Below are 26,513 nucleotides of genomic sequence, written 5' to 3' on the forward strand. Positions count from 1 at the left end.
TCCCATTATCAAAGAGAACGCCAGGCGAGTTTTCGGTTAATTGAAAAGAGATGTGAACAGAAACAAGCTGGTGCGCCGGAACCGGCGCACCACTCAGATTAAATCAGACCGTATATTAGCGCCGACAACGCAATCAGCCCCATCACCAGTACGAAGATATTGCTTAACGCACGATAGCGACGCATTGCAGGTACCGCGCGTACCGCATACATCGGCAGAATAAACAGGATCGCTGCGATCAGCGGGCCACTGATGGTTTCGATAATATGCAACGCACTTGGGTTCCAGACGGTCGCCGCCCAGGTCAGCAGGAACAGTAACACAGCGGAAATTCGGTGCGTAATACGCGAGCTTAAGGGTTTACCAACAGCACGTGTCACGCCGTCAATCAGACTGGTCGCTCCCTCGGTCACGCCCAGTGAGGTACCCAGATAAGACTTGGCCATCGCCAACATCGCCATCATCGGGCCAAGATAGGCGATCAATGGGTTAGAGAATTTGTTCGCCAACGTGGTCAGCACGGTTATGTTTTGTTCTTTTGCCTGCTGCATATCCTCATGAGACAGACTTAACACGCAACTGAAGACAAAGAACAGTACCGTGACGCAGATCAGGACGTAACTGTAGCGCATGATACGTGCGCAGCGACGTTCAGCCAGATCGCCATACAGGCTCTTTTGGGTCGAGGCAAACGACGAAATGATCGGCGCATGACTAAAAGAAAATACCATTACCGGTACAGCCAACCACAATGAATGCCATAAATCAGGGCTGTTGAATCGCGTGTTGGCCAGGCCACTGACAAAGTTGGCCGTTTGCCAGGTTGGCATCAGGTACAGTGAAATACCCATCAAAAACACCAGCAGCGGGAACACCAGCATCCCCATCGCCGAAACAATGGCGTCTTTGCCATGCAACAGAACCAGGTTCAGCACAACCACGACGACCAGGCTCAACCAGATACGTGGCAATGGCGTGATATGAAACTGATGGATCAGGAAACTGTCGAGCGCGTTGGTAATCGAAATACTGTACACCAGCACAATCGGGAAGAACGCCATCAGGTACAGCACCATGATGATTTTGCCGGCCAAGACACCGAAGTGCTCAACCACTACATCATGGATATTGCCGTCGCGGCTGGAGCCGGAAAGTACAAAACGGCTCAGTGCGCGGTGGGGTAAATAGGTCAGTGGGAAGGCAAATAACGCCATCAGTACCAGAACCAACGGGCCGTTCAACCCGGCATTGATTGGCAGGAATAACGTGCCTGCACCCACCGCAGTGGCGTAAAGACCAAACATCCAGACGGTGTCAGTCTTATTCCATTTGCCCGGCTGGGCCGAAGCCAGCGTGCCTGAATCGGGAGAAATCGTACTCATAGGAAAGCTTACCTTAATCTGCGGCGACAACGATTGCGCCTAACGGGATATCCTTCTCCGCGAATTTTTAATAATAATCAGTGGATTAACTCAGAATTTCATTCTTATGCCTGATAAAAGGACGGCAAAGGATAATTAAAAATGCTGTCCGGGTCTATCTTTCGCTTGCTGACTGTCTGCTTCGTGAACAATTATCGCGCTAAAAATCGCCGTGGGGAGCACAAAAAGCTGAGGCCTCTTACGAGGCCCCAGTGGGAGTTACTTGTTAGCGTCCGGGTGTTCCGGCACCGCTGCACTACCCATTTCCTTCTCATCGCGGATCATCGAGCGGTCTTTACGCACGCTGGCCACGTCAGAGGCGCTGATAGGCTTGGCGCTATTGCCCCAGCTTGAGCGAATGAAGTTAACCACATCCGCCACCTGCTGGTCATTCAGACGCCAACCAAACGGCGGCATGGTGATGTTGGATACAGCCCCTTTTACCGCCGGCGTAGTGTTACCGGTCAACACGATGTGAATCAACGATGTCGCATCTTCAGTCTGCACGACCGGGTTGCCTTTAAGCGCCGGGAACGCACGTTTGTAGCCGATGCCGTCAGTACGGTGGCAGGCGGCACAGTTATCGACGTACAACGCCGCGCCTGGCTTGCTGTCGTTACCACGCCACAGATCCTTAGCGACACTGTCTTCGACTGGCGCAGCCTGCTGCTTACCATCTTTCGGCGGCAGTGTTTTCAGGTAACGCGAGATCGCCGTCAGGTCTTCATCGCTCAGGTACTGCAAGCTGTGCTCGACCACGTCACTCATGCCGCCGAATACGATCGACTTGTCATTACGACCGGTTTTCAGGAATTCGGTCAGCTCGGCTTCACTCCAGGTTCCCAGTCCGTCCTTATTGTCACCACGCAGGCTGGATGCAACCCAACCGTCGATCGGCGCATTGCTGCCGGACAGATAGTTGTCACCGTCGTTATTGCTCAGTGCTTTTTCCTGCATCGTGATGCTGCGTGGCGTATGGCAAGCACCACAGTGGCCCAAACCTTCTACCAGATAACGACCCCGCTCAATCACAGGATCGGCCTTGGCGTCAGCCACAAAGTCCGCCGGCGATGGCGCAAACATACCGCGCCAGATGCTCAACGGCCAACGCATCGACAGCGGCCAAGGAATGTCGGAATCCTTATTAGCCTGTTCCACCGGTTCCACGCCATGCATGAAATAGGCGTACATGGCACGCATATCGTCTTCTTTCACCAGCGCAAACGACGGATACGGCATTGCCGGGTACAAGGTGCTGCCGTTTTTGGCGACCCCTTTACGCACTGCGTTATCGAAGTCTTCAAAACTGTAATCACCAATACCGGTTTTCTTATCCGGCGAGATGTTGGTGGAGTAAATAGTACCGATCGGCGTTTCCATCGCCAGACCACCAGCAAACGCTTTACCGCTTTTGCCATTGGTATGGCAGGCCACGCAGTCACCGGCACGCGCCAGATATTCGCCGCGTTTGATCAGCTCGCTGCTGACCGTGGCGTCCTGCGCCCAGACGGAGAAACTTAGTGCACTGAGAACCAGTGCGGGAACAAATGCTTTCATCAGTCGCCGTCCTTATGCCTGCACCAAAGGGCCTGGGTTTTTCAGATACTGCTCGCGGATAGCGCGTGCAGACCAGTAAGCCAACGCGGCTACGGTGCCGGTCGGGTTGTAACCCAGCCCCTGCGGGAAAGCCGATGCGCCGATCGAGAACACGTTATGTACGTCCCAGCTTTGCAAGTAGCGATTTACCGCGCTGGTCTTCGGATCTTCGCCCATTACCGCACCGCCATTCATGTGCGTGGTTTGGTAGCTGGTAGTATCAAAGTGGCTGTTGGCGTTTTTCGGGCTGCCAGAAATCAGTTTCGGGTTCATGGCCTTGGCGATCGGTGCCATTTTATCGAACATGAACTGCGCCATCTTGATGTCGTTTTCCTGCCAGTCAAACGTCATACGCAGCAGCGGTTGGCCGAACACGTTCTTGTAGTTAGGATCAAGATCCAGATAGTTACTGCGATATGACTGGTGCGCGCCGTGGGCATCCATCGAGACATGATGGGTATAAGCATCCGCCACCGCCGCTTTCCATTTGCTGCCCCACGTCGGAGTGCCTGGAGGAGTTGGCAATCCAGAGATAGGTTTAGTCCCTGCCTGGTTAACCCAGAACGGCGAACCACCAACGAAGCCTTCTTTTGCGTGGTCAAAGTTATCGGCGTTGAAGTCGTCCACACCCACACCATTACCGCCGGCACCAATGAACGGGTTGGTAAACACGTCCTTGTCAAAGAACGCCTTGATAGTGGTCAGATTTTGGTAAGCAAAGTTACGTCCTACCACACCTTCACCCGTCACGGGGTCGTAAGGCTTGCCAATGCCAGACAGCAGCATCAAATGCACGTTGTGGAACTGGAACGCGCCCAGGATCACCAACTCAGCCGGCTGTTCGATTTCACGGCCCTGCGCGTCGATATAATTCACGCCAGTTGCACGAGATTTATCGTCAGTCAGGTTCACCTTCAGTACGTTGGCGTTGGTGCGTAGCTCGAAGCGTTTTTCCATCCGCAACGCCGGCAAGATATTGACGTTTGGCGACGCTTTGGAATACATGTAGCAGGCGTAGCCACTACAGAAACCGCAGAAGTTGCACGGCCCCATCTGCGCACCATACGGGTTGGTGTAGGAGTCTGAAGTATTGGCTGACGGCAGATTGTAAGGGTGATAACCCACGTCCCGTGCCGCTTTTTCAAACAACTGTGCTGAAAACGTATTCTTTTGCGCGGGCAACGGGAAGTTGTCGGAACGGTCTGCCGCGAAAGGGTTGCCGCCCTTTGGCGCCATCTTTTGGCCCTTGACTGTCCAGGCCGTGCCGGAAGTGCCGAACACTTTCTCAGCCTTGTCGAAGAAGGGTTCCAGCTCGTCATAGGTTACGCCGAAGTCTTGGATGGTCATGTCCTTCGGAATGAAGCTTTTGCCATAACGCTCTTCGTAATGGCTACGCATGCGCAGCTCGATAGGATCAATACGGAAATGCACACCTGACCAGTGCAGGCCTGCACCACCCACGCCGGTACCCGGCAGGAATGCCGCCAACTGGCGATAAGGCACTGCCGTCTGACTGGTATTGTGACGAATTGTCACGGTACTTTTAGACAGATCCTGGAACAGTTTGCGACGAATATTATAGGTCAGTTCGTCGATCACCTGCGGGTAGGAGCCGTCCGGGTAGGTATCGCGCATCGGGCCGCGTTCCAGCGCTACCACGTTGAGGCCAGCCTCGGTCAGTTCCTTGGCCATAATGGCGCCGACCCAGCCGAAGCCGACGATCACCGCGTCTACTTTTTTCATTACCGTTGCCATTGTTACCCCCTCTCCCCACGAATTGATACCGGGGGTAAGGGATAACGTTCCCCTCGCTCAACCCAGTCCATGAAATCGGCGCGCGCGCCCGGAAAATTAATCAGCTTCCAACCGACCATGTCTTTATTGCCACCATGGATCGGATCGCTGAAGAAACCTTCGCGGGTGTTTTGCAGCAGGTAGGAGAAAAACAACTTGGCAGGTAGCTGCTCGAATTCTGCATCACCGGACTCAAACTTCTGCAGCATGGCGTCCTGCTGTGCAGCGTCCAATTCGGCAAAGACTTTGCCGGCAGTTTTCTTGCTGTAAGCATCGGCATCAGCGATACCGAGGTTATAGATTTGCTTTGGCACCAACGGCAGTTGGTAACCCATTTCCTTCGGCACATCCGGGTTAAACGGCCCCTGCATGTACCAAATAGAACCGGTCGCGTACGGGGTATTCATCTGGCGATCGATAAATTCTGGTACACCGGCTTCCAACGCACCAGGACCGCGATCGTCAGCAGGGATCAACCGCGCCGTCGCCGCCTTGACGAACGCCCACTCTTCCGGGGTGAAGAACGTGGGCTGGTAGTCATTTTGTTTAGGGGTATCTGTTGCCGCAACCGCCGGCATTGTGGCTGTCAGCGCGCTAACGCCACTGCCACCAATTACCGCTGCGGGGATTAAAGTCATCGATTTCAACAGGAAATCGCGCCGTGAATTGTTAGTTTTATCGTCCGACATATCACATTCCATCCAAAGATAATCACAACTATTTAACCTCAACCTTGCGGTCGATGCGGGTTTTAAACATAAATTGTTACCTATTTGTACATTTATTGAAGGCCAAAAAGTGATCAAACGCAATAATGTTACCGGTAACTTATTGAATGAACGTAAAGATTTGGCTGTTAATGTAAATTTAACTATTCGTGCGGTTTTTTAGGTAACAGGATGGGAAATAACGAAAGATGAGAGATACATCGCGATTTGACTGCGCGCCACTAAAAAAAACGGCCCCATTGAGGGGCCGGTTTAGCAAAGACAGCTGAACTAGGGTGACATTGCCTGGTAGGCCGTCGTCACCTTCCATAAATAGCGCGGCGCCTGTGGGGCTGGGTGCTTTTTCTGGATGTGTTGATAAAACTCATCCGGGCTCATTTGATTGATGCGGTTTACCGCCACGCGCTTATCGGATGAGAAGGTACGTAACATGGCACCTGCCCCATTCACATAAGAAACAATGGTGGCATAACGCAACGTTTGTGGATCATTGATCCCGGCTAGCTGCTGGCTTTGAAGAATATTGATATAGGCTGTTCCCAGATCAATATTGACCGCCGGATCCTTCAACTCACGCGAGCTTGGTTGCCCGCTTCTTCCTTTTAGTCGATAGGCGTCACGCCCGGCGGTTGAAGGTTTCAGCTGCATTAATCCCACTGCGTTCGAGGTGCTGACTGCGTTCGGGTTAAACCCGGACTCCACCTGAATAATCGCTTTAATCAGCGTTTCGTCAACGCCATAACTGTTGGCGGCCTGACGAATGTAATCGTTATAAGCTATCGGTGTCCCTGTGCGGTTTACCGGAGCCTGCGGGGGAGTCTTTAACCAACCGCCACGCGTTGTGCCACTGCTTGAATTATTGTTTGCGGTTTGCGGGTCTTTGGCGCACCCCGACAACAGCAAAATTGCCGTCAGGCAACCTATTTTTGTTTTCACAGAATCCCTCACTCCTTTCAATGAGTTGCGTAGCATATACAACTTGTAAGGACGCCTGTACGCTTTTTTTGGTCTACTCTCAAGCTACTCGTATACCAAGAGGTGAATTATGAGTCAATCTGCAACGACGTGTTTTGTGGTGACTTTTCGTTATCAGGAAGAAGGATTAGCTGATTTAGCCAAGCTAACAGGACAATTAACCCTTCAGGGATTTGTCACGTCAGTGACTGACGAACAGGGCGTTCCGCACGAGCTGGGCAGTAACAGTTTCGCGCTAATAACCCCACTGGATCAAAAGGATGTGCTGTTATTGGCGCAGAAGCTTGGCGAGGTGGCATTGCGAAAAACCCCAGAGGTCGAAATTGTCACCTATGACGACTACGTTAAGCGGTTACATACTGATACATAAAATGCTATAACTTACCGGACGGTATTATTCTTTCTGTTGAGGAAATAACCGGCAGTGAATCTGCAGGTGACGCTTGACTTTGCTCTAATTGATATTGATAATCATTTTCATTTGAGCCAGGAGATGTCACCATGCTTTTGAAACAACACGCTTTTCCACGCCGGTCCATTATTCGGTCGTGGACATGTTGCCGCCCTTTCGCACTGCTGTGCCTATTAGTGACCGTCAGTCTTACTAGCCATGCTGCGTTAGCGGAAAAAAAACTGCGCGTGGTGACCACCTTCACCATCATTCAAGACATCGCTCAAAACGTCGCCGGTGACGCTGCCGTGGTAGAGTCAATTACCAAACCAGGCGCCGAAATCCACGATTATCAACCGACACCACGCGATATCGTCAAAGCGCAACATGCAGATCTTATTTTGTGGAACGGCATGAACCTGGAACGCTGGTTCCAACGTTTTTTCGAGAACATTAAACAAGTGCCCGCTGCCGTAGTGACTGAAGGCATCACCCCGCTCCCGATCCGTGAAGGCCCGTATAACGGCAACCCGAATCCCCATGCCTGGATGTCCGCCACTAACGCGCTGGTATATGTCGAGAACATTCGCCAAGCATTGGTGCAACACGATCCCGCGAATGCAGAAATCTATAACCGCAATGCCAAAACCTATGCGGCCAAAATTTCCGCGCTGGACGCCCCCTTACGCGAACGCCTGGCACGCATTCCCGAAGCTCAGCGCTGGCTGGTAACCAGTGAGGGTGCCTTTAGCTATCTGGCGAAAGACTACCAGTTAAAAGAAGTGTATCTGTGGCCCATCAATGCTGATGAGCAAGGCTCACCGCAGCAGGTTCGCCGAGTGATCGACGCCGTCCGCGCTCATCATATCCCTGTGGTATTCAGCGAAAGCACTATTTCTGACAAGCCAGCCAAACAGGTGGCGAAAGAAACCGGTGCAAAATATGGCGGCGTGCTGTACGTCGATTCGCTGTCCACTCAGGACGGGCCGGTCCCGACCTATATCGACCTGCTCAATGTTACCGTACAAACCATCGCCAAAGGATTTGATCAATGACCACTGAGGTTTTTGTCCGCCCTGAGTTAAGCGTGGACGACGTTACCGTGACCTACAACAACGGTCATACCGCGATCCACAACGCCAGCTTCAGCTTAAGTGGCGGTGCAATCTGCGCGCTGGTTGGTGTCAACGGCAGTGGCAAGTCAACGCTATTCAAAAGCATCATGGGGCTGGTTCGCCCCACCACCGGCCGTGTGCAACTGAACGAGCAGCCGGTCGCGCAAGCACTGAAGAAAAATGTTATCGCCTACGTCCCACAAACCGAAGACGTCGACTGGAATTTCCCTGTGCTGGTGGAAGATGTGGTGATGATGGGCCGCTACGGCAAAATGAGCTTTCTGCGTATTCCGTCAAAGGAAGACCGGTTGCGCGTCGATAAAGCATTAGAGCGCGTTGGCCTGAGCGAATTGCGCACCCGCCAGATTGGCGAACTGTCCGGTGGCCAGAAGAAACGTGTTTTTCTGGCTCGGGCACTGGCCCAACAAGGCACTGTACTCCTATTGGATGAGCCTTTTACCGGTGTCGACGTCAAGACCGAAAACGCCATTATCGACCTGCTACGTGCACTGCGCGATGAAGGACACCTGATTTTGGTCTCAACCCACAATCTGGGCAGCGTGCCGGAATTTTGTGATCGGGTCATCCTGATTAACCGAACCGTGCTGGCCGCTGGGCCGACCGAAACCACCTTTACCCAGAGCAACCTGGAACAGGCTTTCGGCGGCGTATTACGTCATATCAACCTCTCAGGCCCAGATCTGCACGACGATAACGACCCGCGTACCGTAACAGTATTGACCGACGACGAGCGCCCAGCGGTGTTCTATGGACATACCAAGAGCGATCCCCCCGCGCAGAGCCAGCCAAAGGAGAAACACCCCTGATGCTGGAACTTCTGTTACAACCCTTCAGTTACAACTACATGGTCAAGGCCATTTGGGTTAGTGCTATCGTCGGTGCCGCTTGTGCATTCCTTTCGGCCTACTTGATGTTGAAAGGCTGGTCACTGATGGGCGATGCGCTATCGCATTCCGTCGTGCCCGGTGTTGCAGGTGCTTATGCGCTTGGGCTGCCGTACGCTGCCGGCGCCTTCTTCACCGGAATGCTGGCCGCATTGGCCATGACGCTGGTACGTCACGTCACCCGCCTACGCGAAGACGCCATTATCGGTTTTATCTTTTCCACTTTCTTCGCCGTAGGCCTGCTGATCGTTTCGCTCAATCCAACGTCGGTTAACGTGCAATCCATTATCTTCGGCAACATTCTCGGTATTGCTGACGAAGACGTATTGCAGGTCGAAATTATCATCGGTGTTTCTCTGCTGATTCTCTGTCTGGTATGGAAAGACTTGCTGGCCGTGTTCTTTGATGAAAACCACGCCGTGTCTATCGGCCTGTCACCGCTACGTTTGAAGATCCTGTTTTTCACGCTTCTCAGCGCCTGTACCGTCGCAGCATTGCAAACCGTTGGCGCAATTTTGGTGATTGCCATGGTGATCACACCAGGCGCCACCGCCTATCTGCTGACTGACCGTTTCAGCCGGTTGGTGATCATTGCCATCATTATCGGTGCCCTAACCAGTGGTCTCGGTGCATACCTGAGCTTCTTCCTCGACGGCGCGACCGGTGGCGTGATCGTAACCTTGCAAACGCTGGTGTTCCTGGCTGCATTTTTCTTCGCGCCCAAACATGGCTTGCTGGCGTCCAAACGACGTGTGGCGCATGAACAGACCGGAGGCCACTGATGGAAACCTTGTATCAGCTGTTTAGCGAGCCTTTCGCCTATCCCTTTATGCAACGGGCGATCCTGGCCGCCATCGTGACCGGTGTCGTCTGTGCCGTTTTGTCCTGCTATTTGGTGCTTAAAGGCTGGTCCCTGATGGGCGATGCCATCTCACATGCGGTACTTCCCGGTATTGTGGTGGCTTTCGTGCTAGGCATTCCCGTGGTTATCGGCGCATTTTTTTCCGGCATTTTCTGCGCAGTGGCTACTGGTTACCTGAAAGAGAACAGTCGGGTGAAAGAAGACACAGTGATGGGCATCGTCTTTTCCGGCATGTTCGCCTTCGGACTCGTACTGTTCTCCCGTGTCGATACCGATCAGCACCTGAGCCACATTCTATTCGGCAACATGCTGGGCATTACCAATGCAGAGCTAAAACAAACGTTGGTGATGGCCGGTATCACCCTGGTTGTGGTGTTGCTCAAACGCAAAGACCTGATGCTCTACTGTTTCGATCCTAACCATGCCAGAGTTATTGGCCTGCCAGTGAAGCTGCTACATTACGGCCTACTGTGTCTGCTGGCGCTGACCATTGTCGCTTCGCTACAGGCGGTGGGGGTGATTTTGGTGATTGCGATGCTGATTGCACCGGGCATTATTGCCTTTATGCTGTGCCGCAGTTTCGATCGCATGCTGATCGTTGCCACGGTGGTGTCGGTATTCTCCTGCGTGCTAGGCACCTTGATCAGCTTCCACATCGATGGTGCCACAGGGCCCTGCATTGTGATCGTCCAGGCAATCTTGTTCGTTTTCGCCCTGCTCTACAGCAAACTTAAACCGTTACAACGTCACGAGGAAGGTTTGCTCAGCGAAAAACCCTAAAACAGGCGGCGGTGCAACATGGCACCGCCGCTTCTCTTAGTGCTGCTGGTAGATATCCGGTCGAACAATATGCCAAACAAAATCTTCGCGATTCACCGCTTCATAACCCACTTTTTTGTACAACCACGGCGCAGTGCCCGTCACCAACATAATCCGTCGTAACCGTTGCAGCACAGGGTGTTCCAACGTGCAATCCATCAGCCAACGCGCTAACCCCTGCCCCTGATAATCCGGGGAGACAAACACATCACACAAATAACCGAAAGTGGCGTAATCCGTCACCAGACGGGCAAAACCAATCTGTTGCTGCTGATGGTACAAACCGAAACACAGGCTGTTGTCGATTGACAGTTGCACCGTCTGCACCGAGATACCACTCGCCCACGTTGAAGTGGTCAAAAAAGCATGCGTAAAGACGACATTTAAATCACGTTTATCACTGGTGATCAGGTATTCACCGCGCTGCCATTGCTGGTTTGACTCCATTTGTTCTCATCTCATTGATAATGAAGACTATCTAAAGGTTCTACTGTCGCGACATATGCAATCAGCCTAATAAACATCTCTCTCATGTCACCAAGTTGCAACATGCACAGTGCTTAAATTAATCAATAGCGTATATACTTTGAGCAAACGCGGGTGGCGAGAAAATCGCCGATTGTTGGTGCCAGCTGTGCGCCAGGTCGTGTTTTCACAAGGCTAAAGACGCTAACCTAATGAATTCGCAGGCAGCACAGAGGGGGTGTACCATGTGGCAAGCCGTTAGTCGTCTGTTAAGTGAACATCTTGGCAGCGCAGAAATTCGCGAAAGAATCGAACTGCCCGGGGGCGATATTCACCCGGCGTGGCGCGTGAGTTACGGTGACAAGCAGGTCTTTGTCAAATGCGATGCGCGGGAATTGCTCCCCATCTTTACCGCTGAAGCCGACCAATTGGCATTACTGGCACGCAGTAAAACCGTGCGGGTACCTCAGGTGTACGGCGTTGGCAGCGATCGTGATTACAGTTTCCTACTACTGGAATACCACCCCCTTAAACCCTTTGACGCCCACGGCGCTTACTGTCTTGGCCAACAGCTGGCCTCTCTGCATAAGTGGAGTGAGCAACCGCAATTCGGCCTCGACTTCGACAACGATCTGTCGACTACCCCCCAACCCAATGCCTGGCAACGACGCTGGTCAGAGTTTTTTGCCGAACAACGCATTGGCTGGCAGTTACAAATGGCGGCGGAAAAAGGCATGACCTTTGGTGATATTGATGAAATTGTCGACATCGTCTATTTGCGGCTCCAACACCATCAGCCACAGCCTTCTCTGCTGCACGGCGATTTGTGGCCCGCTAACTGCGCTATGACCGCTGACGGTCCGCTGCTGTTTGATCCGGCCTGTTATTGGGGAGACAGAGAATGTGATTTGGCGATGCTGCCATTATATCCGGAGTTGCCACCGCAGATTTATGACGGCTACCAGAGCGTATGGCCCTTAGAGAGCGGTTTTATCGAACGTCAGCCACTGTATCAGCTGTATTATCTGCTTAACCGTAGCAATCTGTTTGGTGGGCAGCATTTGGTCAGGGCTCAGCGCGCAGTGGATGTATTGTTGCATCCTGAACCACAGTAACGTCAAGGCGCTGAACACAGCGCCTTGTCTTCATCTGGCTTCAAGCCGCGCCAGCCAACTGGCCGAGTAGCTTGATTACAAACCAGGCGATCACAGCAATCACCACCGGCAAAATGTAAAGCGGGAAGTATTGCAGCAAAATGGTGTGATGCGGCAGAGTGATACGTTCTTCCAGCTGCGCACGTGTATGGCCTTCGCTGCCCTTGGCCTGCTCGAGGATCATTTGATCCTCCAATCCTTCGCGAATAAATTTCACCTGACGCGACATACGCGCGCCCGAAGCCTGGAGTGCCAGCCCGACAAAAATCAGAATATAAATGATGATGAACATCAGATTAGAACCACTGAACAAACTTTTCTCAACGTCCGGCACCGGCGAGTTATACCAAAAGATATTCAGAAACGACGTATTGAAGCGCACCATATCTACCATTACGTGAACGAAATCCAGCATCACCGCATTAATGCCTTTCGTCTTTTCACTGTGCTGATACACAAACATCAACATAGAGATCAGCGTCGATAGCAATGCAGGGATGAAAACCACCCAACCAAGAATACGTTTTATAATGGCGATCCGCCCAGCCTGTTGATACGTCATGTGTTCCCCTTGTAAGTGACGTAACCGTAATTGCCTAAGTCTACCTGTAGTTACTGAAGCTCGCCCATCGTTTTCTTCAGCGTTACTGTGCTACAAGCGTAGCCGGGATAATCCAAAGTCGACAGATTAATAGCGACCGCGCGTTACCATTAAATCGTTATATAGTTAAATGAGTTCGTTTAGACGGGAGCCCGCATGATTCGCCTGATTATCTTATTGCTGGGTGCGAAGGCACTGCACAGCCAGCGACGCATGTTGGTGCTGTTTGGCTGGTTTTGGATAGCTGTCGGTGCACTGATGCTGTTCGACGTTTTGCAGGACGGCCGCTCCGTACTGGCATTGGATGCACTGGCGGTACTGTTGGCGCTCGAAGGACTGGTGGCCATTTCCGCCGCACTGGTGGTTGGCTCCTCCGCCAGCCGCCCGGTATTGTTGAAGGGGCTCGGCTTCTTGTTTCTGGCCTTTCTAGTGCTGGACGTGCCAGCCGACGATAACATCGTCGCCACTCTGGTATTTGGCAGCGCGTTGCTGCTCGACGGTGCCGTGCGAATTGCCTCTTCCACGGTCATCCAACACAGCCGCTGGAAGACAGTCGCATTGGCAGGGGGTGGCGAAATCCTGCTTTCATTGATGATTTTTATCGGCTGGCCCGTACCTCACCGGATGACGGTGCCTTTTTGCCTCGGCGTGATGATTCTGCTTTCCGGTTGGGCACTGTTACGTATTGCCCGACGGTTAGAGACTTTTGCACTGAATAAGAACCACGAGCCAGCGCACCCCACGTCTTCGGGGACGGATGAAGCCACCCCACTCACCCTGTATATCTGGACGCCGATAGGTTCAGCAAAAGATGCCCGCCGACGTTACATCGTCGATCGCTACATCGCTGCCGTCGACGGCAACGGTAATATCTCTACCGGTCACGCCGCCCTGGCGCTGGCACCGGACGTATATATCAGCCATTACCCGCTTAACGATATCAGCCAGTCTGCACAGGACTTTCGCCAGTTGCTGCATTCCGGCGAGAAAAACAACGTTGACGGCCGCTTTCTACCGGACTTGCAACAAGAAGTAGCAGCCTGGTGCCCACCGGACAAGAAAATTCAGTTCCATCGCTATAATCCCACGGCGCTACGCGCGTTCTGGCAGCGCTATCATCAGGACTCCACCTACAATCTGACCCGTCGTAACTGTTCCACCACGGTCATTTTGGCGCTCGACAGTGCACTGGAAGGCGTGCTGGGCGATAAACATCTGTGGCGGCGCTTCCTGTTGCTGATACTCGATCCTAACTTGTGGATGCTCGCGGTCCTGCGTAGCCGTGGAGAAAGTATGACCTGGACACCGGGGTTGGTGCTGGATTATGCACGGATGCTACAGCAAGTTACCGAACGTCAACACCAGCGCTGGTGGCCAAAATTGCAAGACATGTGGCGGATTCTGCGCTACGGCAAAGCTCAACCGCGCAGGCAAAAGTTTTAGTCTCATCACGGGCGATGGTAAAGTGTCGGGCACATTCACCGGCGTCGGCAGGAGTTAACCGCTAATGGCCTATTCGCAACGTATTGAAACCGCTATTTTTGATATGGACGGTTTATTGATTGATTCAGAACCGCTGTGGCTACAGGCGGAACTGGATATCTTTGGCGCACTGGGGCTGGATTTATCTGACCGCCACAAATTGCCAGATACCCTGGGTCTGCGCATCGATCTGGTGGTGAAAATGTGGTACCAAGCCATGCCGTGGCAAGGCGCTTCACAGGAAGAGGTTTCCAGCCGGATTATCGAGCGTGCCATCGAGTTAGTCCGTGAGAAACGGCCATTACTGCCGGGCGTACAGCAAGCGTTGGAGCTGTGCCGCAGTCTGGATCTGAATATCGGTTTGGCTTCGGCTTCGCCACTGCACATGCAGCAGCAGGTGCTGAAGATGTTTGATCTCGAAGGCTACTTTGACCAACTGGTATCCGCCGAATATTTGCCTTACAGCAAACCGCATCCGGAGGTATATCTGATCGCCGCCGAACGCCTCGGCAGCGATCCGCTGCACTGCATTACGCTGGAAGATTCATTTAACGGTATGATTGCCACCAAGGCCGCGAGAATGCGTTCAATTGTTATCCCAGCGCACGAATACCGGCACGATGCTCGCTGGACATTGGCGGATCATAAGCTGGAAAGTCTCGAACAGCTGACACCCGACCACCTGGCGTAATCTTCATGGCATCGGTTTACCCCGATGCCATGATGCATGTCTTTGCCCCACCTAAAACGCACCAGTTAATTTATAAAACCCGCCTTTCGTCATAAAATAAATAAAACGTTATTTCATTTTTATTGAGTTACTGTGCCGCCCTCTTTATGCTGGAGCAATAAGAAAGTACCGGGCGTTTGGCGCAGGCTGTCACTGCCACACACCCTAACCCTACCGCCCGGCGCTTTCTCCCGCGTTACAAACCCTGTCCTGGAAAAATGGCCGATAATTAATCATTGAGAGACAACAAGCCTTTGTAAAACCGGGTAAAATAAACAATTGGTTACAGGGTAACTGCTTCCACTACTGGGAATTTTCCCATATACTGGATAAATTAACAGTTTATAAGCCGGAACAGCAGTATGACCGCGGAAGGACATCTTATTTTCTCTGTCGCTTGCGCGATTTTCGCCAAGAAGGCCGAGGTAACACCGGAGCTGGCTACCGGCGACTGGTGGCATATCATCCCTGCCGCGCTGTTGACGTCATTACTCCCCGATATTGATCACCCCAAATCGGTGCTGGGCCAGCGCCTGCGCTGGATTGCCATTCCCATTTCACGCGCATTTGGCCACCGTGGCTTTACCCATAGCTTACTGGCGATCGCGGGTGGGATGGCGTTGTTCCAGCTTGATGTACCGCGCAGCTGGCCTATCCCTCCCGATGTACTGCACGCTATGATCATTGGTTACTTCAGTCACCTGCTGGCAGATATGCTTACCCCTGCTGGTGTGCCCTTACTTTGGCCCTGCCGTTGGCGTTTTCGCTTGCCACTGCTCAATTCTCAGAAAGGCAATCAACTTGAGCGTGCTCTGTGTCTATGCCTGGTGGCTTTCGCTATCTATTGGCAAGGCGGGTGCACCATCCCAGTGCAGTCATATTTTGAGCAAATAAAAAATATCAGACTGTGATCACAAAAAAATGGCCACTTAATACCCATTAAGTACATTAATTAAACAAATTAATGCACGGAGTTATATCAAATTCCATTTGGATATAAGTGAGCCACTGCGCAAACTGTTACGATATTTAGTATTGCTACGCCATGGTGCATAGCCATTTTTATATAAGAAAAAATATTGGAGACATTGGGGATGAATCTTCCGCTCGTTATTAACGTGGTGATTTTTGTCGCCCTCCTTTTGCTGTTGGCGCAAACCCGCCATAAGCAATGGAGTCTGGCGAAAAAAGTACTGGTCGGCTTGGTCGTGGGCGTGGTGTTCGGTCTGGCACTGCAACTGGTATACGGCTCGGACAACCCGGTACTGAAAGAATCCATCAGCTGGTTCAACATTGTCGGTAACGGCTATGTGCAACTGCTGCAAATGATTGTGATGCCGCTGGTATTCGCCTCTATTCTGAGCGCGGTTGCCAAGCTGCATAACGCCTCTTCTTTGGGCAAAATCAGCTTCCTGACTATCGGTACCCTGTTGTTCACCACGCTGATTTCGGCACTGGTGGGCGTGCTGGTGACCAACCTGTTTGGCCTGACCGCTGAAGGTCTGGTACAAGGGGCGCAAGAAAGCGCGCGTCTGTCAGCGATCCAAAGCAACTACGTGGGCAAACTGGCTGATCTGACCGTACCGCAGATGGTGCTGTCCTTCATTCCTAAAAACCCGTTTGCCGATCTGACCGGTGCCAGCCCAACGTCGATCATTAGCGTGGTGATCTTCGCGACCTTCCTCGGTGTGGCGTCGCTGCAACTGCTGAAAGACGACAAGCCTAAAGGCGAACGCGTGCTGGTGGCGATTGATACCCTGCAGGCCTGGGTAATGAAGTTGGTACGTCTGGTGATGAAGCTGACGCCATACGGCGTATTGGCGCTAATGACCAAAGTGGTCGCCGGCTCTAACGTCCACGATATCATCAAACTGGGTAGCTTCGTCGTCGCCTCATATCTGGGTCTGGCGATCATGTTTGCAGTGCATGCCGCCCTGTTGGCATTCACCGGCGTTAACCCGCTGAAGTTCTTCCGCAAGGTATGGCCGGTCATCACTTTCGCCTTTACCAGCCGCTCCAGCGCTGCCAGCATTCCACTTAACGTGGAAGCGCAGACCCGTCGTCTGGGCGTTCCGGAATCCATTGCCAGCTTCTCGGCCTCGTTCGGCGCCACTATTGGCCAGAATGGCTGTGCGGGCTTGTACCCGGCGATGCTGGCAGTCATGGTTGCCCCAACCGTCGGTATTAACCCGCTGGACCCGGTGTGGATTGCCACCCTGGTCGGTATCGTCACCATCAGCTCTGCTGGTGTTGCCGGTGTGGGTGGCGGTGCAACCTTCGCCGCACTGATCGTTCTGCCGGCAATGGGCCTGCCAGTTACCCTGGTTGCCCTGCTGATCTCGGTTGAACCGCTGATCGACATGGGTCGTACTGCACTGAACGTTAACGGTTCTATGGCTGCCGGTACCATCACCAGCCAGTTGATGAAGCAAACTGACAAGTCCATTATGGACAGCGAAGACGAAGTCGAACTGGCTCACCAGTAAATTTCGTCAGCACTAAAAAAACCGGGGCTTTCATCAGCCCCGGTTTTTTTATGTTTGCGAAACGACTATGGCCGTTCGCCACTCGCCAACCGCTGATTGATTTCGGCAATCACCCCCGGCAGTTGTGCTAATGTATCAATCACATAGTGTGCCCCAGCAGCATACAGCTTGTCCGCCGCCAGCTTTCGTCGCCGTTCAATCTCCGCACCACTCATTTGCTGGTATTCTTCCCAGGTAGCGCCGAATTCGTTACCAGACAGCGCCAACCCGATGCTCCACATTCCCGCGTTGATGCCTTCACTGATACCTGGCACGGCGTCGTCCACCTTAACGCAATGCGCCACAGCATCAATACCCAGCATAATCACGTTCTGCAACGCCATCCACGGACCGGGACGGCCGCCAACGGCCAAATCATCCGTCGCCACCCAGTGGTCCGGAGCATAACCACGCTGCGCCGCCGCAGGTGCCAGCACCTCCATTACCGCACGTGGATAACCCGAGCACGAGCCAATCTTGATCCCTTGTGCACGTAACGCTGCAATCACCTGCGGAACCCCCTCAATGGGGTCGGCAAAGTCGACGACCTTGGCAATTTGCAACGGCATAAAGGCTTGGTACAACCTATCAATATCTTGATGACTCATAGAACGGCCGAGCTGTTGCTGCCAGCGTGCATCTATCGCCGGCAGTTTGCCCAAGGCTTCAATGTGCTGCCATTTGCCCAACCCCATTGGAACACGTGCTTCAGCCAAGCTAATGTCGATATCAAAGGTCCGCTTAAAGGCCTCGACAAAAATCTGCGTCGGCGCAAAAGAACCAAAGTCCACCGTCGTGCCAGCCCAATCGAGAATCACTGCATTAATCTGGTTCATACTCATCCTTATCGCTCCCAGTACATTGCCTGCCCGACCGCGGCCAGCAAACGGTCGATATCCTGCGGATACACTTCGCCAATGTTGCCAATACGGAAGCAATCGCTCTGCGATACCTTCCCTGGGTAAATAACGAAGCCCTGTTGCTTCAGGCGCTGATAGAACTCTGAGAAACGGTAATTTTCTGCCTTAGGCGAATAAAAGGCAGTGATGATCGGTGAGTGAAGTTCGTCATCCAGCAACGTTTCAAACCCCAGTGCGCGCATCCCTGCGACCAAACGTTGCTGGTTAGCGCAGTAACGGGCGTTACGCGCATTAATGCCCCCTTCTTGCTCCAGCTCGCGCAACGCCTGCGCAAAAGCCAGTAAGGTGTGAGTGGGCGATGTAAAACGCCATTTGCCGGCGTTATCTTCCATGCAGCGCCACTGGGCATACAAGTCCAGCGACAGCGAACGGGAACGTCCAATGCACTTTTCCAACTCGCGATGTCGGGCTATCACAAAAGCAAAACCCGGCACGCCCTGAATGCATTTATTGGCAGAGCTGATCAGATAATCAATGCCCAATGCATCCACATCCAACGGAATGCCACCGAAACTGCTCATTGCGTCCACAATCAACGTTTTGCCATTACGCGCCGCCAAGCCCGAGATTCGCTGCAGCGGATTGAGCATTCCCGTCGTGGTTTCACAATGCACCATGGCGATATGGCTGATACGCGTATCGCTTTTCAGCACCGCTTCCATTGCGTCCACATCCGGCTCGTTCACTTCACCGCAGTTAAATGCATGGTGATTGATGTCCATCAACCTGGCCATTTCAACCATGCGTGCACCGTAAGCGCCGTTATTGACGATCAACAGTTTGTCCTGTGGGCCAATCACCGTTCCCAACACTGCTTCTACGGCAAAACTGCCACTGCCCTGTAATAACACCGAGGTGTAGCCTGTTGATTGAGTCGCCAACCCCACCAACTGCTGACGGATGCTCTGCACTACACCCAGGTTGTAATCTTCATCCCAGGTACAGCTATCGAACAACATGGCCTCTTTCACCGTTTTTGACGTGGTCAGTGGTCCAGGCGTTAACAACAGGTAATTATGTTCAGACATTTCATCCACCCAATTGGTCTATACCAGATTGCGGTATAGTGGCGGTAAATTTACTCTGGGGTCAAACGACAACCGTAGCTGAAACAAAAAATTCATCTGCGCATGTATAATGAGCACGTGCCGAAATGTCATAGCGAGTTGAAATGAAAGAGCATCAGAGCGAGATACCCCACTACCTGCAAATCAAGGATCAGTTACAGACGCGTATCACCCTTGGCGAGTTACAGACGGGCGATAAACTGCCTTCTGAGCGCGAGTTGTGCACCATTTTCTCCACCACCCGGGTCACCGTCCGTGAAAGTCTGGCGCAACTGGAAGCGACCGGGGCCATTTACCGTGCCGATCGCCGGGGGTGGTTTGTGACGCCAGAACGGCTGTGGTTGGATCCGACGCAGAACACCAACTTTCACCGGCTGTGCCAGGAACAAGGGCGCGTGGCTCGCACCGCACTATTATCCGCTGAAAAAACCACGGTACCGCATGACGTGATGCAACCGCTGGCATTATCGCCATCAGATAAAATCTATCTGCTACGTCGTGTGCGCTATGCCGATGACCGGGCAATTTGTTACTGCGAAAACCACTGTCTGCCCGAACGAGTGCCGGAATTACTCCGCCGAGATCTCAATGGCAGCCTGACCGAAATTTATCAGCAACACTACCACCTGACCTACCACAAAATGCATCTGTCGTTTTACCCAACCGCTCTGCCACACAACGCCGCAGCCGCATTGGGTGCGATGGTTGGCCTGCCGGCCCTGCTACTGCGACGATTGAATTACGATCAGCAAGGCCGCATCCTCGATTTCGACATCGAATATTGGCGTCACGACAGCCTGCGTATTGAGGTCGATACGCAAATGTAAGCCCAAAATAAAAAGGCGCGGCCGTGAATGGCTGCGCCCTTAAGTCCTCGTACAGACAGGATCAGAATGGGTAGTCGTGGTAACCCATTTGCTCGGAAATGTTACGCGCGGCGGTATGCAGACGTTGGATGTAATCTGCTCTGGCGTCTTCGGAGTAACGAATTGAAGGGAACGAAATGCTCAGACCCGCAGTGACCACACCAAAGCGGTCAAATACCGGCACCGCAATACAGCGCAGCCCTTCTTCTTGCTCTTCGATGTCTTCACCCACACCCTGTTCACGTACCTGATCCAACAACGACAACAGCGCGGTGGCGTCGGTCAGGGTGTTCGGGGTACTGCGGGTAAATTCAATCTGAGACAGGATTTGGGCTACTTCCGCCCGGTCACGCCAGGCCAGCAGCACTTTACCGATTGCGGTGCTGTGCAGAGGGTTACGCCGGCCAATGCGCGAGTACATACGCAAGTTATACATGGCGTCGATTTTATGGATATAGACAATGCTATCTTCATCCAATGCCCCAAGGTGAATGGCTTCACGGGTGTGATGCGACAACTCACGCATTTGGACATCAGCGCTGCGAATAAGATCAACGCTCTGTAACGACTTGGCGCCCAGTTCAAACAGTTTGAGAGTAAGCGCATATTTTTCCGACTCGTCTTCCTGCGACACATAGCCCAAGGACTTCATGGTCTGCAAAAAACGGTAGACGGTACTTTTGGACATCATCACCCGCTGGGAAAGCTCAGTAATGCCGATCTCGCGTTCCTCGCCCAGCGCCTGCAAGATACCAAAAACCTTTAGCACAGATGACACGGCATCCGGTTGCTTATCTGGATCTGCGTTAACCATATATCCTACCCAGCTTCTGTTTTAAGAAATTTGAACAAGAGTTTCAGTATACGCGGTACCTCAGAGACCATGCAATCTAGCCAAGGGATAAATGCCTGAGAAGGAAAGGGTTCGGCGTTTTGCTCTCATTGGTTATTACAATTGCGTGCGAAACTGTGGATGCAATCGCAGACGAATATGATTAGCATGGTAATACTCCCCCGAATTAATACCGCCGAGATCAACATGCGTCCTTGTACTGACGGCCTCCCCGTCCCGCAGCGCTATGGGGCTATCCTTGCCATTGCCTTGGGCATTACTGTTTCAGTGCTCGACGGTGCGATTGCCAACGTGGCATTGCCAACCATCGCCCGTGATCTGAATGCCAGTCCAGCCAGCTCCATCTGGGTAGTGAACGCCTATCAGTTGGCCATTACCATTTCACTGTTGTCGTTGGCCTCACTCGGTGACTTGATTGGCTATCGCCGAATCTACCAGGCTGGCCTGTTGGTTTTCAGTATTACGTCACTGTTTTGTGCCCTGTCCGACTCACTGACGACACTGACCATTGCCCGCGTTCTGCAAGGTTTTGGTGCCGCCGCCATCATGAGCGTCAACACCGCATTGATCCGCATTATCTATCCGCAGCGTTTCCTTGGGCGTGGTATGGGCATCAACTCGCTGATTGTCGCCTTTTCCTCGGCGGCAGGCCCCACCGTAGCAGCGGCGATCCTGTCTGTTGCGTCCTGGCAATGGTTGTTTGCCATCAACCTGCCGATCGGCATCGTTGCGCTGTTGTTGGGGATGAAATATCTCCCGGCCAATAGCCAGAAAAGCACTAACCAGCGTTTTGATCCGACTAGCGCCGTGATGAACGCTCTGACCTTTGGGTTGTTGATTACCGCTATCAGCGGCTTTGCTCAAGGCCAGAGCCTGACATTGATTTTCAGTGAAATCGCTGCATTGCTGGTGATTGGCTTTTTCTTTGTTCGCCGTCAGTTGCGTCAGGAATTCCCCTTGCTGCCGGTAGATCTGCTGCGCATCCCCATTTTTGCACTGTCGATGGGCACTTCAATTTGTTCGTTCGCGGCACAAATGTTGGCAATGGTCTCGTTGCCGTTCTTTCTGCAAAGCACATTAGGTCGTGATGAGGTCGCCACCGGGTTGCTGCTAACGCCCTGGCCGTTAGCAATTATCGTCATGGCACCACTTGCAGGGCGGCTGGTAGAACATATCCACGCCGGGCTGCTGGGATGTATCGGCCTGGCGGTATTTGCATTGGGGTTGTTCCTGCTGGCGATGCTGCCGCATAACCCGTCAGATCTGGATATTATCTGGCGTATGGTTCTGTGCGGTGCCGGTTTTGGGTTGTTCCAATCGCCCAATAACCACACGATTATTTCCGCCGCCCCACGTAACCGTAGCGGCGGTGCCAGCGGTATGCTCGGTACTGCACGGTTGTTGGGGCAAACTTCTGGCGCTGCATTGGTGGCGCTGATGTTTAACCTGTTCCCCACCTCCGGTACTCACGCCTCATTGATCCTGGCAGGCACCTTTGCCACTTTGGCGGCGGCGGTCAGCAGCTTGCGTATTACCCAACCGCGAGCACAACCGGCAGAAAGTCAGCAACAAGCCAAATAGCAGGCATAAAAAAACCCCGGCAAGCCGGGGTTTTTAACGTTATCAGGACTACTTCAGGTACTGACCTGAACGCAGCGCTTCGATACGCTTATCGAGCGGCGGGTGCGACATGAACAGTTCGCTGAACGACTTGGATTTGCCGTTGATGCAAAATGCCATCATGTTGCCCGCTTCCTGCGGTTCGTAACTGGTTTTCAAACGTTGCAATGCCGCAATCATCTTCTCGCGACCAACCAGTTTGGCAGAGCCGGCATCGGCGTAAAACTCACGGTGACGTGAGAACCACATGGTGATGATGCTGGCCAAGATGCCGAACACCAGTTCCAATACCATCGACACACCGAAATAGATCATCGGGTTACCGTTACCTTCCCCTTCGCCGTCACGGTTGCCCAGGAAGCCTGCGGCCGCCTGTGCGATCAGACGTGAGATAAAGATTACGAAGGTGTTCACGATGCCCTGAATCAGCGTCATGGTGACCATGTCGCCGTTGGCAACGTGGCTGATTTCGTGGGCAATAACCGCTTCTGCTTCGTCACGGCTCATGCTCTGCAACAGACCGGTGCTGACAGCAACCAGCGACGCATTACGGCGTGCCCCCGTAGCAAAGGCGTTAATATCCGGTGCATGGTAAATCGCCACCTGCGGCATGGCGATGCCTGCCTGTTGTGACTGACGGCGTACTGTTTCCAGCAACCAGTTTTCAGTTTCGTTACGCGGTTGTTCAATCACTTCCCCGCCAACGGAGCGCAGCGCCATCCATTTAGACATCAGCAATGAGACAAACGAACCGCCGAAGCCGAACAGACCAGCCATGATCATCAGGCCCTGAACGCTACTGGATTGGATTCCCGTCAGGCTGAGTACCAGCCCGAAAACCAACATCACCGCCAGGTTGGTGAGCAGGAACAGAGCTATACGCATCATAAAATGTTTACTTCCTCATAAATGTTAACAAAACGCTGTCTCGGATACCCTAGATCGTATGGGCATTCGTCACAGTTTCAAGAGTTGCACGCCATTAACCTACTAAAAATACGAAACTTTACAAAAATGGCGTGCAAGCAATGCTTTTCAAATTGTAAACGATTGTTGCGTAAAGCGGTGGGTTTTCTAACGGAAATTCAGCGCTGTTTGCTATTCAAACGCCCGAGGTGGGTATAAACGAACCCTTCAGCGTATTTCAGCCCATAACCCAACGTGCGGTCAAAGCCGATATGCGCACACCAAATCAGTGCCACCATCAACCAAACCGGCTGTTGGAACCATACAAACACCAGCCCACACAGTATTGGACCTATATAGGAATGTGCGATGTTATACCCTATCGCCCCGGCCTTTTTACCCCGTGTATAGGCGAGAAATGAAATGTCAGGCAGCAGAAAACAACCGGCAAATACCCACCAACTATAGTGTTGGTAATAATATATCGCGACAGACAGGCTCAGAACCAGCAGCGCTTCAAGCCGCAGCAGGGTACGCATCGTAGGCGTTAGGTTGCTCATCATATTGACCTCACCGCGTGTTTAACGTCGACAAGCGCCTCAGGAGCGCCCATTAAAAAACGCACCCGAAGGTGCGCTTTTCATTTGCTGATGTTCGACTGCGTTACTTCGCCGCCGCTGGCTGCGCCTGGTCAAGGTGCGCCAGATCCAGTGCGATATGCACTGTTTCATCCAGGTATGGGTCTGGTTCCTGGTAATCCTTCGGCAGATCATCCAGTGACTTCAGCGGCTTCTTACCGGCACGCTGCAGACGGTCATTAATACGCTGCAGGCGGGTAGCATCATCATCGTGGTTCTCTTTCTCACGCTGGGCGAGATTGAGTGAAACGATGTTACGCTTGTCCTTCAGTGCCTTGTAATGCGCGATATCCTGCGCGATGTACTGGAACTCAGGATCCTTCGCGATACGCTGATCATGATCTTTCAGCAATTCAGGCTCGAACGGCTTCAAATCCCCGGTTTTAGTGTAGGTCGCAGCATTGATGCTGTCCCATGGCATCGCGTTATCTTCAAACGCTTCGCCGGTTTCTGCTGGATCAACACCGGTTGGCATCAGGATATCCGGCGTCACACCCTTACGTTGAGTACTGCCGCCATTTACGCGATAGAACTTCTGAATGGTGTACTGCACAGAGCCCAGGGCCGGCCATTCAGGACGCAGCATCTGATCGTAAATGCGGTTCAGCGAACGGTACTGCTGAACAGTACCTTTACCGAAGGTTGGTTCACCGACGATCAATGCGCGGCCGTAGTCCTGCATTGCCGCAGCAAAAATTTCGGATGCCGAGGCGCTGAAACGGTCAACAAGTACCACCAGCGGTCCTTTGTAATAGGTCACGCCATCGGTGTCTGCGTCTTCACGCACTTTACCGTTGTTGTCACGTACCTGCACAACCGGACCACTCGGAATGAACAGACCAGACAGCGACACCGCCTCAGTCAGAGCACCACCACCGTTAGTACGCAGATCGATGATCAGGCTCTTGACGTTTTGCTTGGCCATTTTCTGCAACTGCACTTTCACATCATCGGTCAGGCCAACGTAGAAGCCGGGAATATCCATCACCGCAACTTTCTCATTGCCGACAGTCTTGATGGTCATTTTCACTGCACGGTCTTCCAGACGGATACGCTCACGGGTCAGTGTAACCACCCGCGTTTTAGTACCCTTGCCTGCTGGCAGGATATCCAGGCGCACTTTGCTGCCCTTTGGCCCTTTGATCAGGGAAACCACGTCATCCAGACGCCAGCCGATCACATCAACCATAGGTTTGCCTGCCTGGCCAACGCCAACAATACGGTCACCCACGGTAATCGCCTTGCTCTTCGCCGCTGGGCCACCTGGCACCATGGAATTGATGAGGGTGTAATCGTCATCCATCTGCAACACAGCACCAATGCCTTCCAATGACAGGCTCATTTCGGTATTGAACTGTTCGGTGTTGCGAGGAGAAAGGTAGTTGGTATGTGGGTCGATTTCATGCGCAAAGGCATTCATCACCAGTTGGAATACGTCTTCGCTGTTGCTTTGCGTCAGGCGCTTAATCGCGAACTGATAACGCTTGGTCAGCGTATCGCGTATTTCCTTGTCGGTCTTACCGGTAAGCTTGAGGTTCAGCTCGTCATATTTGACTTTCGCATCCCACAAGCTGTCCAGTTCGGCCTTGTCTTTCGGCCACGGCGCCTTGCTGCGGTCGAGATCGATAGTGTCGTTGCCGGTGAAGCTCATTGGCTTTTCCAGCAGCGATAAGGCATAGGTAAAACGCTCAAAACGGCGTTTCTGAGCCAGATTGTACAGCGCGTATGGTGTATCCAGCTTACCGCTTTTCAGTTCTTCGCCAAGCTGATTGCGCTTGTTAGCGAATTGCGCCACGTCAGAGGCCAACAACACATTATGGTTGTAGTCCAACATATTCAGGTAACGATCGAATATCTTGCCTGAAAAGTCCGCGTCGAGGGAAAACTGGCGGTAATGAGAGCGAGTGAAGCGCGAAGTTACGCGCTCACTCACAGTAGCATGTTGCGGTTCCTGCTGAAGCTGAGGCAGTTGATCGATGCGGATGTTGGCTGTGTCCGCTCCGTAACTTACACCTGCCCACAACAGACCCGCGACTGCTGTTAATCTGACAAATTTGTTCATGCCTTGGTTGGCCTCCGT

25 protein-coding genes are annotated in these 26,513 nt (G+C 52.7%); 12 read left to right on the forward strand and 13 right to left on the reverse strand.

Annotation, left to right across the window (positions count from 1 at the left end; translation table 11 throughout):
• Window positions 1-98 precede the first annotated feature (98 nt).
• The 5 genes from SGR01S_RS12310 to SGR01S_RS12330 all read right to left on the reverse strand — a co-directional run bounded on the left by SGR01S_RS12310 (window position 99) and on the right by SGR01S_RS12330 (window position 6,475).
• Window positions 99-1,382, reverse strand: coding sequence for an SLC5/6 family protein (locus SGR01S_RS12310; protein WP_061807572.1), 1,284 nt, complete (start codon window positions 1,380-1,382; stop codon window positions 99-101).
• A gap of 258 nt (window positions 1,383-1,640) precedes the next feature.
• A complete protein-coding gene (locus SGR01S_RS12315; RefSeq protein WP_061807573.1) occupies window positions 1,641-2,978 on the reverse strand; it encodes a cytochrome c in 1,338 nt (445 codons plus the stop codon).
• Window positions 2,979-2,990: 12 nt separating this feature from the next.
• Window positions 2,991-4,772, reverse strand: a complete 1,782-nt coding sequence (locus tag SGR01S_RS12320; RefSeq protein ID WP_037418554.1) for a GMC family oxidoreductase — start codon at window positions 4,770-4,772, stop codon at window positions 2,991-2,993.
• Window positions 4,773-4,774: 2 nt separating this feature from the next.
• Window positions 4,775-5,500 (reverse strand): gluconate 2-dehydrogenase subunit 3 family protein, encoded by a 726-nt coding sequence (locus SGR01S_RS12325; RefSeq protein WP_037418550.1) that lies wholly within the window; start codon window positions 5,498-5,500, stop codon window positions 4,775-4,777.
• A 309-nt stretch (window positions 5,501-5,809) separates the two neighbouring features.
• Entirely contained in the window at window positions 5,810-6,475 is a 666-nt protein-coding gene (locus SGR01S_RS12330; protein ID WP_037418547.1) for a transglycosylase SLT domain-containing protein, read from the reverse strand.
• Window positions 6,476-6,584: 109 nt separating this feature from the next.
• On the opposite strand from SGR01S_RS12330, the gene ghoS reads away from it, so the two are divergent.
• From ghoS to SGR01S_RS12355, 5 genes are all read left to right on the forward strand, one after another.
• Complete coding sequence (ghoS, locus tag SGR01S_RS12335) at window positions 6,585-6,884, forward strand: type V toxin-antitoxin system endoribonuclease antitoxin GhoS (RefSeq protein ID WP_037418544.1); 300 nt, start codon at window positions 6,585-6,587, stop codon at window positions 6,882-6,884.
• 131 nt (window positions 6,885-7,015) lie between these two features.
• On the forward strand, window positions 7,016-7,960 hold the full coding sequence (locus tag SGR01S_RS12340; protein WP_061807574.1) for a metal ABC transporter substrate-binding protein: 945 nt from the start codon (window positions 7,016-7,018) through the stop codon (window positions 7,958-7,960).
• A complete protein-coding gene (locus SGR01S_RS12345) occupies window positions 7,957-8,847 on the forward strand; it encodes a manganese/iron ABC transporter ATP-binding protein (RefSeq protein ID WP_061807575.1) in 891 nt (296 codons plus the stop codon). Before SGR01S_RS12340 ends, SGR01S_RS12345 begins: the two co-directional genes overlap by 4 nt.
• Complete coding sequence (gene yfeC, locus SGR01S_RS12350; protein WP_037418535.1) at window positions 8,847-9,707, forward strand: iron/manganese ABC transporter permease subunit YfeC; 861 nt, start codon at window positions 8,847-8,849, stop codon at window positions 9,705-9,707. The genes SGR01S_RS12345 and yfeC overlap by 1 nt, the downstream gene beginning before the upstream one ends.
• Window positions 9,707-10,567 carry a metal ABC transporter permease gene (locus SGR01S_RS12355; protein ID WP_037418531.1) on the forward strand — a complete coding sequence of 287 codons (861 nt, stop codon included), beginning with the start codon at window positions 9,707-9,709 and terminating at the stop codon, window positions 10,565-10,567. Before yfeC ends, SGR01S_RS12355 begins: the two co-directional genes overlap by 1 nt.
• A gap of 36 nt (window positions 10,568-10,603) precedes the next feature.
• Here SGR01S_RS12355 and SGR01S_RS12360 read toward each other — a convergent pair whose 3' ends face one another.
• Window positions 10,604-11,053, reverse strand: a complete 450-nt coding sequence (locus tag SGR01S_RS12360; RefSeq protein ID WP_061807576.1) for a GNAT family N-acetyltransferase — start codon at window positions 11,051-11,053, stop codon at window positions 10,604-10,606.
• 263 nt (window positions 11,054-11,316) lie between these two features.
• Here SGR01S_RS12360 and SGR01S_RS12365 point away from each other — a divergent pair, with 263 nt between their 5' ends.
• Window positions 11,317-12,186 carry a fructosamine kinase family protein gene (locus SGR01S_RS12365; protein WP_061807577.1) on the forward strand — a complete coding sequence of 290 codons (870 nt, stop codon included), beginning with the start codon at window positions 11,317-11,319 and terminating at the stop codon, window positions 12,184-12,186.
• A gap of 40 nt (window positions 12,187-12,226) precedes the next feature.
• On the opposite strand, the gene SGR01S_RS12370 is transcribed toward SGR01S_RS12365, so the two are convergent.
• On the reverse strand, window positions 12,227-12,787 hold the full coding sequence (locus tag SGR01S_RS12370; protein ID WP_037418522.1) for a YniB family protein: 561 nt from the start codon (window positions 12,785-12,787) through the stop codon (window positions 12,227-12,229).
• Between the two features lie 195 nt (window positions 12,788-12,982).
• On the opposite strand from SGR01S_RS12370, the gene SGR01S_RS12375 reads away from it, so the two are divergent.
• The 4 genes from SGR01S_RS12375 (at window position 12,983) to SGR01S_RS12390 (ending at window position 17,524) form a co-directional block, all read left to right on the forward strand.
• The gene (locus SGR01S_RS12375) at window positions 12,983-14,269 is read left to right on the forward strand and encodes a hypothetical protein (protein WP_061807578.1); all 1,287 of its coding nucleotides are present in this window, start codon (window positions 12,983-12,985) and stop codon (window positions 14,267-14,269) included.
• 64 nt (window positions 14,270-14,333) lie between these two features.
• Window positions 14,334-14,999, forward strand: a complete 666-nt coding sequence (hxpB, locus tag SGR01S_RS12380) for a hexitol phosphatase HxpB (RefSeq protein ID WP_061807579.1) — start codon at window positions 14,334-14,336, stop codon at window positions 14,997-14,999.
• A 401-nt stretch (window positions 15,000-15,400) separates the two neighbouring features.
• Entirely contained in the window at window positions 15,401-15,949 is a 549-nt protein-coding gene (locus SGR01S_RS12385) for a metal-dependent hydrolase (protein ID WP_037422530.1), read from the forward strand.
• Between the two features lie 183 nt (window positions 15,950-16,132).
• Window positions 16,133-17,524, forward strand: coding sequence for an L-cystine transporter (locus SGR01S_RS12390; RefSeq protein ID WP_037422585.1), 1,392 nt, complete (start codon window positions 16,133-16,135; stop codon window positions 17,522-17,524).
• Between the two features lie 65 nt (window positions 17,525-17,589).
• On the opposite strand, the gene phnX is transcribed toward SGR01S_RS12390, so the two are convergent.
• Together phnX and phnW are read right to left on the reverse strand one after the other, a co-directional pair.
• Window positions 17,590-18,399, reverse strand: a complete 810-nt coding sequence (gene phnX / locus SGR01S_RS12395; RefSeq protein WP_037422527.1) for a phosphonoacetaldehyde hydrolase — start codon at window positions 18,397-18,399, stop codon at window positions 17,590-17,592.
• A gap of 8 nt (window positions 18,400-18,407) precedes the next feature.
• The gene (phnW, locus tag SGR01S_RS12400) at window positions 18,408-19,511 is read right to left on the reverse strand and encodes a 2-aminoethylphosphonate--pyruvate transaminase (RefSeq protein ID WP_061807580.1); all 1,104 of its coding nucleotides are present in this window, start codon (window positions 19,509-19,511) and stop codon (window positions 18,408-18,410) included.
• A 143-nt stretch (window positions 19,512-19,654) separates the two neighbouring features.
• Here phnW and phnR point away from each other — a divergent pair, with 143 nt between their 5' ends.
• Window positions 19,655-20,377: a phosphonate utilization transcriptional regulator PhnR gene (phnR, locus tag SGR01S_RS12405; protein ID WP_061807581.1), complete on the forward strand. Its 723-nt coding sequence runs from the start codon at window positions 19,655-19,657 to the stop codon at window positions 20,375-20,377.
• 61 nt (window positions 20,378-20,438) lie between these two features.
• Here phnR and kdgR read toward each other — a convergent pair whose 3' ends face one another.
• Complete coding sequence (kdgR, locus tag SGR01S_RS12410; RefSeq protein ID WP_037422517.1) at window positions 20,439-21,230, reverse strand: DNA-binding transcriptional regulator KdgR; 792 nt, start codon at window positions 21,228-21,230, stop codon at window positions 20,439-20,441.
• Window positions 21,231-21,455: 225 nt separating this feature from the next.
• Here kdgR and SGR01S_RS12415 point away from each other — a divergent pair, with 225 nt between their 5' ends.
• Window positions 21,456-22,850, forward strand: a complete 1,395-nt coding sequence (locus SGR01S_RS12415; protein ID WP_037422514.1) for an MFS transporter — start codon at window positions 21,456-21,458, stop codon at window positions 22,848-22,850.
• A 48-nt stretch (window positions 22,851-22,898) separates the two neighbouring features.
• On the opposite strand, the gene htpX is transcribed toward SGR01S_RS12415, so the two are convergent.
• The 3 genes from htpX to prc all read right to left on the reverse strand — a co-directional run bounded on the left by htpX (window position 22,899) and on the right by prc (window position 26,495).
• Entirely contained in the window at window positions 22,899-23,777 is an 879-nt protein-coding gene (htpX, locus tag SGR01S_RS12420) for a protease HtpX (RefSeq protein ID WP_012144856.1), read from the reverse strand.
• Window positions 23,778-23,974: 197 nt separating this feature from the next.
• A complete protein-coding gene (locus SGR01S_RS12425) occupies window positions 23,975-24,358 on the reverse strand; it encodes a DUF4260 domain-containing protein (RefSeq protein ID WP_255212223.1) in 384 nt (127 codons plus the stop codon).
• Between the two features lie 100 nt (window positions 24,359-24,458).
• A complete protein-coding gene (gene prc / locus SGR01S_RS12430) occupies window positions 24,459-26,495 on the reverse strand; it encodes a carboxy terminal-processing peptidase (protein WP_061807582.1) in 2,037 nt (678 codons plus the stop codon).
• Window positions 26,496-26,513: the final 18 nt, after the last annotated feature.

Source organism: Serratia grimesii NBRC 13537 (genome assembly GCF_001590905.1).
Classification (GTDB): Bacteria; Pseudomonadota; Gammaproteobacteria; order Enterobacterales; family Enterobacteriaceae; genus Serratia; species Serratia grimesii.